The sequence below is a fragment of the Aeromonas sobria genome (assembly GCF_050266975.1).
Classification (GTDB): Bacteria; Pseudomonadota; Gammaproteobacteria; order Enterobacterales; family Aeromonadaceae; genus Aeromonas; species Aeromonas sobria_B.
In genome coordinates, this window is the sequence record NZ_JBKISU010000061.1 from 1 (window position 1) to 7,354 (window position 7,354).

The 7,354-nt window shown below is 60.3% G+C and carries 6 protein-coding genes; 5 read left to right on the plus strand and 1 reads right to left on the minus strand.

Annotated features, from left to right (window positions below):
- The first annotated feature begins 292 nt into the window (after positions 1–292).
- From ACLHZ1_RS20230 to rplY, 5 genes are all read left to right on the plus strand, one after another.
- Entirely contained in the window at positions 293–1,363 is a 1,071-nt protein-coding gene (locus ACLHZ1_RS20230; protein ID WP_427263492.1) for a helix-turn-helix transcriptional regulator, read from the plus strand.
- A gap of 72 nt (positions 1,364–1,435) precedes the next feature.
- Positions 1,436–1,858: a CBS domain-containing protein gene (locus ACLHZ1_RS20235; protein WP_408795667.1), complete on the plus strand. Its 423-nt coding sequence runs from the start codon at positions 1,436–1,438 to the stop codon at positions 1,856–1,858.
- 147 nt (positions 1,859–2,005) lie between these two features.
- A complete protein-coding gene (gene hrpA, locus ACLHZ1_RS20240; protein WP_427263493.1) occupies positions 2,006–5,920 on the plus strand; it encodes an ATP-dependent RNA helicase HrpA in 3,915 nt (1,304 codons plus the stop codon).
- A 100-nt stretch (positions 5,921–6,020) separates the two neighbouring features.
- Entirely contained in the window at positions 6,021–6,803 is a 783-nt protein-coding gene (locus ACLHZ1_RS20245) for a hypothetical protein (RefSeq protein WP_427263494.1), read from the plus strand.
- A gap of 106 nt (positions 6,804–6,909) precedes the next feature.
- Positions 6,910–7,197, plus strand: a complete 288-nt coding sequence (rplY, locus tag ACLHZ1_RS20250; RefSeq protein ID WP_408795674.1) for a 50S ribosomal protein L25 — start codon at positions 6,910–6,912, stop codon at positions 7,195–7,197.
- A 62-nt stretch (positions 7,198–7,259) separates the two neighbouring features.
- Here rplY and ACLHZ1_RS20255 read toward each other — a convergent pair.
- The coding region (locus tag ACLHZ1_RS20255) for an IS3 family transposase (protein ID WP_427263495.1) at positions 7,260–7,354 on the minus strand (95 nt) is incomplete at its 5' end.

Genomic DNA, 7,354 nt, shown 5'->3' on the forward strand with positions numbered 1-7,354 from the left:
GATGTGGTTGAGGATTAGTTCGTGGTTAAACATGGGGATAGTCTGTTGGGTATTAGCTGGTCAAGGATGGCGATCATACCTCAGAAGCCGCGCCACGCCTCGCTCATATGAGGGGATGGTTAAGGTTGCCGCCCCATGATGGCGAGGCATTAAATAAGGGATTTCTGATACAAGCGGGGCGGTAAATATATTGACGCAACGGGGAGGGTAATTGTTCATTTGACTACTTTTCGCTTTAGTCAATGCAGAGTAAGATGCCTGCTCAATAAAAATAAGAATTAGGAGTTCGGGTGTGAAAACATTAGTAAGCGAGAGGGTATCGCCATATATAAGTCAATTATATGAGTGTGGTATTAATGATTCTGACATTAAGCTGGTCGTAGACAAATTTCGTTATGATCTCGGTGGCAGTTCAACCCTGCTTTTATTGCGTGATGATGACAAGAGCGACGGGATCAAGCTGTTTGCCAGCGGCTTGAGCGAGGCGCAGCAGCATTTTTATCTGCAGCATCATCGTCAGGATGTCTGGTTCAATCACTACCTGGACAAGGGGTGCCAGGGGGTGGTCAGCGCCTATGAGATCTCCGACAACGCCGGGCTGCTCGCCAGTTTCGGTGCCCAGTTCGCCCTGGGGGGCGTGTGCCGGGTCAAGGACCATGGCCTGAGCTCCCTGTGCGGTTATCGCAGTGGTGCCCAGAGCGACTTCACCGTGCAAGAGCGGCACCTGGTGGCGGACATGTATGCCGGTTTCGCCGCCTGGAGTCAGCATTATTGGAATCTGCTGGCCCTGGAGACCCAGAATTATCAGCTGCAACAATTGGTGCGCAATCACAATAAGCCCAGCGCCATCATAGATGACAAGGGTTATATCCATTATTCCAATACGGCGTTTAACCGCATCACGGATGAGAATGTGGAATTGCGTACCCTGGCCGGATTGTTTTCCTTGCAGAGCAAGGATCAGCAGCGTCAATTTAAAGAGATGCTCGCCGGTTTCGCCTATCTGCTGCCGGGAGCCAGTGCCTATCTTTGTGTACCCCGTCAGGCCAATCTCAGGCCCTTGTTGATCCAGTGCACCCTGATGAGCGGGCTGACGCGATACGAACGTTTCGTGGAGCTGGTGCTGCGCGACCCCGAGCACGCCTTCAATCCCGATATTGAAGCCCTGGCCAGCCTCTATCCCCTCACCATTGGCGAGAAGGAGCTGCTGATGCTGATGAGCAAGGGGTACAGCAGCAACGACATCGCCGAGTTGCGCGGTGTCAAGGTGGAAACCGTGCGCTCCACCCTCAAGGGGGTGTTCAAGAAGACCGATTGCCACAGTCAGAGCGAATTGCTGCTCTTGCTGCAATCCATCTCCTGAGGCGGGCGAGCTATGCTTGAAACGAGGACGCCAGCATAAGGCGGCTGAACCAGGTTCCTTAGGGGGTTCAAGATGAAAGCATTAATTGCCAAGGACTATATGCAGGTGAGGCCCATCACCTTCAAGGCGGAGATGATGGTGCAGTCTGCCGTGGCCAAGTTCGTCAACAGCAATCAACTGGGCGGGCCCGTCATCGACGCCAACGGTCGCCTCATCGGTTGGGTGTCGGAGCAGGACTGCATCGCCGTCATGCTCAAGGAGGCCTATCACTGCGAGCAGGTGGCCCAGGTCAAGGACGTGATGCGCCAGGACGTGCTGACGGTGAGCCCGCAGACCAGCATCCTGGAGCTGGCCGAGATGATGCTCGGACAAAAGCCCAAGATGTATCCCGTGCTGGAGGCGGGGCGTCTGGTGGGGGTCATCAGTCGCCACGACGTGATGAAGGCCATCCATAACCAGCTCGATACCTGCTTCATTCCCCAGGCTCACGCCTGAGTGTCCCGAAATGGCAGGGGGCCCCCTGCCTTTCTCCCGTTTTTTGGTGACAGCGTTAATACTTGCACCGCCCCCGCTCGCTCTTTAGGATCGCTCCCAGCTTATCGATATGGCCCCTCTGGGCACTTATTTAAGGAAATGCCTACCTTGTCTCTCTCTATCGAGGCGCTGCGCCGCCGTCTCTCTGCCTGCATGAATCTCGACGCCCGTCGCCTCTCCAGTCGCCTGCACGGGGTCAAGAAATTGCCTGAGGGCAAACAGACCGCCATGCTGGAGACCATAGCAGCCGATCTGGTGGTGGCCGAATCGCGCTATCAATCCCGCCTGGCCGGCGTGCCCAGGGTCACTTACCCGGACAACCTGCCGGTCAGCCAGAAGCAGGCGGAGATCGCAAAGGCGATCAGTGAACACCAGGTGGTGATCATCGCCGGGGAAACCGGCTCGGGCAAGACCACCCAGATCCCCAAGATTTGTCTCTCGCTCGGGCGCGGGGTCAAGGGCTATATAGGCCACACCCAGCCGCGGCGCCTCGCGGCCCGCACGGTAGCGGCCCGTATTGCGGAAGAGATGGCGTCCGAGCTCGGCCAGTACGTGGGCTACAAGGTGCGCTTTACCGATCAGGTGAGCGAGCAGACCCACATCAAGCTGATGACAGACGGTATCCTGCTGGCGGAGATCCAGCACGACCGCATGCTGACCCAGTACGACACCATCATCATCGATGAGGCCCACGAGCGCAGCCTCAACATCGACTTCATCCTGGGCTATCTCAAGCAGCTGCTGCCAAGGCGCCCGGATCTCAAGGTGATCATCACCTCGGCCACCATCGACCCCCAGCGCTTCTCCCGCCATTTCAACCAGGCGCCCATCATCGAAGTCTCAGGCCGCACCTACCCGGTGGAGATGCGCTATCGCCCGCTGTTTGCTGATAAAAAAAGCGGCGACAAGAGTGAGGGGCTGGAGGAGCGCGACGAGCTGCAGGGGATCTTCGATGCGGTGGAAGAGCTGGCCCGGGAGGGGCTGGGGGATATTCTCATCTTCATGAACGGTGAGCGGGAAATTCGCGACACCGCCGATGCCCTGCGCAAGCTCAACCTGCGGGACACCGAGGTGCTGCCGCTCTACGCCCGCCTCTCCAACGCCGAGCAGAACAAGGTGTTCCAGCAACACGCCGGGCGGCGCATCGTGCTGGCCACCAACGTGGCGGAGACCTCGCTGACGGTGCCGGGCATTCGCTACGTCATCGATCCGGGCACCGCCCGCATCAGCCGCTACTCCTGGCGCACCAAGGTGCAGCGCCTGCCCATAGAGCCTGTCTCCCAGGCCAGCGCCAACCAGCGCAAGGGGCGTTGCGGCCGGGTGGCGGACGGTATCTGTATCCGCCTCTACTCGGAGGAGGATTTCAACAACCGCCCCGCATTTACCGATCCCGAGATCCTGCGCACCAACCTGGCCTCCGTCATCTTGCAGATGCTGGCGCTCGGCCTTGGCAACATGGAAGCCTTCCCCTTCGTCGAGCCGCCCGAATCTCGCCATATCAAGGATGGCCTGACCCTGCTCAAAGAACTGGAAGCGGTCAAAGAGCTGCCCGGTACCCGGGAGCAGGAACCGAAATTGCAGCTGACCGAAACCGGTCGCCAGCTGTCGCGTATTCCGCTCGATCCGCGGCTCGCCAAGATGGTGATCACGGCGGCGCAAACCGGCTGTCTGAGCGAGGTGATGGTGATCACTGCCGGCCTCAGCATCCAGGATCCCCGCGAGCGGCCTATGGAGAAGAAGCAGGCCGCCGACGAGCAGCACAGACGCTTCGAGGACAAAGATTCCGATTTCTTCGCCTTCGTCAATCTGTGGAATTACCTCAAAGAGCAGCAGGATCTCCTCGGCAGCAACCCCTTCCGCCGCATGTGCCAGAAGGAGTTTCTCTCCTATTTGCGGGTGCGCGAGTGGCAGGATATCCACTTCCAGCTGCGCCAGACGGTGAAAGAGCTGGGCTTCAAGGCCAACCATGAACCCGCGGACTTCAAGACGGTGCACTGCGCCCTGCTGACGGGGCTGCTCAGCCATATCGGCAACAAGGATCTGGAGAAGCCCGAATTCCTCGGCGCCCGCAACGGCCGTTTCCACCTGTTCCCGGCCTCGGGTCTGTTCAAGAAGCCGCCCAAGTGGGTGATGGCCGCAGAATTGGTGGAGACCTCCCGCCTCTACGCCCGCATCAACGCCAAGATCGAGCCGGAATGGGTGGAGCCGCTGGCGGCGCACCTCATCAAGCTGCACCACAGCGACCCCCACTGGTCGAAGAAAAACGGCGCCGTCATGGCCAAGGAGAAGGTAACCCTCTACGGCCTGACCCTGGTCAACGAGCGCACCATCAACTTCAGCCGCCTCGATCCGGCGCTGTGCCGCGAGCTCTTTATCCGCCGCGCCCTGGTGGAGGGGGATTTCGAGACTCGCCACCGTTTCTTTGGCGATAACCGCAAGCTCTTGGCCGAGGTGGAGGCGCTGGAGCACAAGTCCCGTCGGCGCGATATCCTGGTGGATGACGAGGACTTGTTCCGCTTCTACGATGCCCGCCTGCCGGAGGAGGTGATCTCCGCTCGCCATTTCGACAAGTGGTGGAAGGAGGCGCAAAAGCAGGATCCCGAGCTGCTCAACTTCGAGAAAGAGATGCTGATGAAGGGGGACGCGGCCCACATCAGCGATCTCGACTACCCCAACTTCTGGCAGCAGGGGCGCCTCAAGCTGAAATTGACCTACCAGTTCGAGCCCGGGGAGGCCGCCGATGGCGTCACCCTGCATATTCCGTTGCCGCTGCTCAACCAGGTGGAGGTGAAGGGGTTCGAATGGCTGATCCCCGGGCTGTGTCACGAGCTCTTGGTCGCCCTCATCAAGTCGATGCCCAAGCCCATGCGCAAGAACTTCGTGCCGGCCCCGAACTACGCCGATGCGCTGCTCGCCACCCTCAATCCCGAGCAGGGGCCGCTGCTGGACGAGATGGAGCGCCAGCTGCGCCGCATGACCGGGGTCACAGTGCCCCGGGAAGCCTGGGATTGGGCATCGGTGCCCGATCACCTGAAACTCACCTTCCGGGTGGTGGATGACAAGCACAAGCCCATCGCGGAAGGCAAGGATTTGGAGGCGCTGAAGGAATCCCTGCGTGGGCGTGTGCAGGAGACCCTCTCCCAGGTGGCGGACGACGACATAGAGCAGTCTGGCCTCACCCTGTGGAGCTTTGGCGAGCTGCCCCAGGAGTACAGCCAGAAGCGCAGCGGCTTCGAGGTGAAGGCCTATCCGACCCTGGTGGATCAGAAAGACTCGGTCGCCATCCAGCTGGTGGAGAGCCCGGTGGCCCAGCAGCAGCTGATGTGGGCGGGCCAGCGCCGACTGGTGCTGCTCAACGTGCCGTCCCCCATCAAGTATCTGCAGGAGAAGCTACCCAACAAGGCCAAGCTGGGGCTCTACTTCAATCCCTTCGGCAAGGTGGCCGAGCTGATTGACGACTGCATCGCCTGTGGCTGTGACAAGCTCATGGAGCAGCACGGCGGCCTGGCCTGGGACGAGGCCGGGTTCGAGTCGCTCAAGGAGTTTGTCCGCGCCGAGCTCAACGACGCCGTGGTGGAGGTGGCCAAACAGGTAGAAGCCGTGCTGACCCTCTCCCATGAGATTAAAAAGCGGCTCAAGGGCAAGATGCAGCTCGACACCGCCTTTGCCATGTCGGACATCCAGTTGCAGCTGGGCAACCTCATCCACAAGGGGTTCGTGACCGAAACCGGCTGGCAGAGGCTGCCTGATTTGCTGCGCTACCTGCGGGCCATCGAGCGGCGCCTGGAGAAGCTGGCCATCGATCCCAACCGGGATCGGGCCTACATGCTCAAGGTGCAGAGCGTGGAGTCTGAGTACAAGGCGCTGCTTGCCAAGATCCCCAAATCCCAGCCGATCCCCCCCGAGGTGGCCAATATCCGCTGGATGATTGAAGAGCTGCGGGTCTCCTTCTTCGCCCAGCAGCTGGGGACGCCGTATCCCATCTCCGATAAACGGGTGCAGAGCGCCATCGCCCAGTGCTAAGCTGCTATCTATCTGTTTTCTGAGCCATAGTGTGATGAAGAACGTGGCGAGAAGAGTGTGGCGATAAGAGCCAGGGAAGCGCAGGAAGGGAGGCCATCACATGCTGGGGATCTGGTTGGGGATGGCTCTGGTCAACATCAGTGGGTATCAGCCCATTGCCGAGCAGACCTGGGTCAGTCTGAATCCGGAATACTATCCGCTGCGCCGCGAGCCGCCCGCCATCTTCGCGGCCTGGCACGGCAACCAGTATCCCCCCCTGGCCCGTCGCCAGCATAAGGGGCACTGGCAGATCCTGTTTCCGGCGCGCCTGGTCCCCCCCTTCGATCTGTTCGAGGGGGAGGCCCGGCTCTCCCGCGCCTATCTGGCCAGGCTGGAGCGCATCGACGAGATGGCCTATGGGGTCGCCAGCGTGCAATGGGCGCCCAAGGCCGACGGTGAAGCGCAAGTTGGTCCCAGCCAGCCGGTGGCCGTGTTGCCCGAGTTCAACCTGCCCCATCAATATGGGCTGCTGTCGCCGGTTGCCGGCGTCCATGGCTGGCGCCCAGCCATGAGGCTGCCCCCGGCAGCCCCGGTCGCCGAGCCGCCCGTGGCACTCGGCGCAGGGGAGAGGAGCGGGGCGCCCCGGGAGGGGATCTGCCACAGGGTGGCCCCCGGCGAGACCTTGTGGCGCATCGCCGCCACCCTGGCCCAGGGTCAGGGAGGGGATACCTACAGCCATGTACTGGCCTTGTATGAAGCCAATCGTCAACGGCTGGGCCCCAGGCCCCAGGTCAAGACGGGGGATGCCCTGCTCTGCCCGCCGCCCCGGCTGCTGGCCCGGTATCAGGCGCTCAGCCCGGGGGAGCGGCATGAGTTGTTCAATCGGCTCGATGGCAGCCTGTAACCCGCTTGTCTCTGCCCGGCCAGCCATGCTACTATCCGCGCTCGTTTTGCGAGGTGCTGACCGGTCGCAGTCAGCACCATAAATTCATCTATATGAGATAACTACTATGTCTTTCGTATTCCAAGCTGAAGTCCGTTCTGACCTGGGGAAAGGTGCGAGCCGCCGCCTGCGTCACGCTGACCAAGTTCCTGCCATCATCTACGGTGCCGGCAAAGAAGCTCAATCCATCACTGTTGACCACAGCAAATTCATCATCGCCCAAGCCAAGCCGGAGTTCTACGAGTCCGTGCTGACCCTGGTCATCAACGGTGAAGAAGTCAACGTAAAAGTGAAGGCTATCCAGCGTCACCCGGTTAAGCCGAAGCTGGTTCACCTGGACTTCGTTCGCGTCTAATCGCGGACCATCCGGTTGAAAAAAGCCACTCCTTGTGAAGTGAACCCCATTTATTGGACACATTAGTTGGCGGATGACATGGCCTGAGTTCGGTACTGTACCGGGCTCAGGCCGTTTAGTTTTGCTTTGATCCGCTCGTGGTTGTAGTAGTGGATGT

Coding starts and splice junctions, on each gene's coding strand:
- ACLHZ1_RS20235 (WP_408795667.1), top strand. CDS start 1,436: ATGAAAGCATTAATTGCCAAGGACTATATGCAGGTGAGGCCCATCACC.
- ACLHZ1_RS20245 (WP_427263494.1), top strand. CDS start 6,021: ATGCTGGGGATCTGGTTGGGGATGGCTCTGGTCAACATCAGTGGGTAT.
- rplY (WP_408795674.1), top strand. CDS start 6,910: ATGTCTTTCGTATTCCAAGCTGAAGTCCGTTCTGACCTGGGGAAAGGT.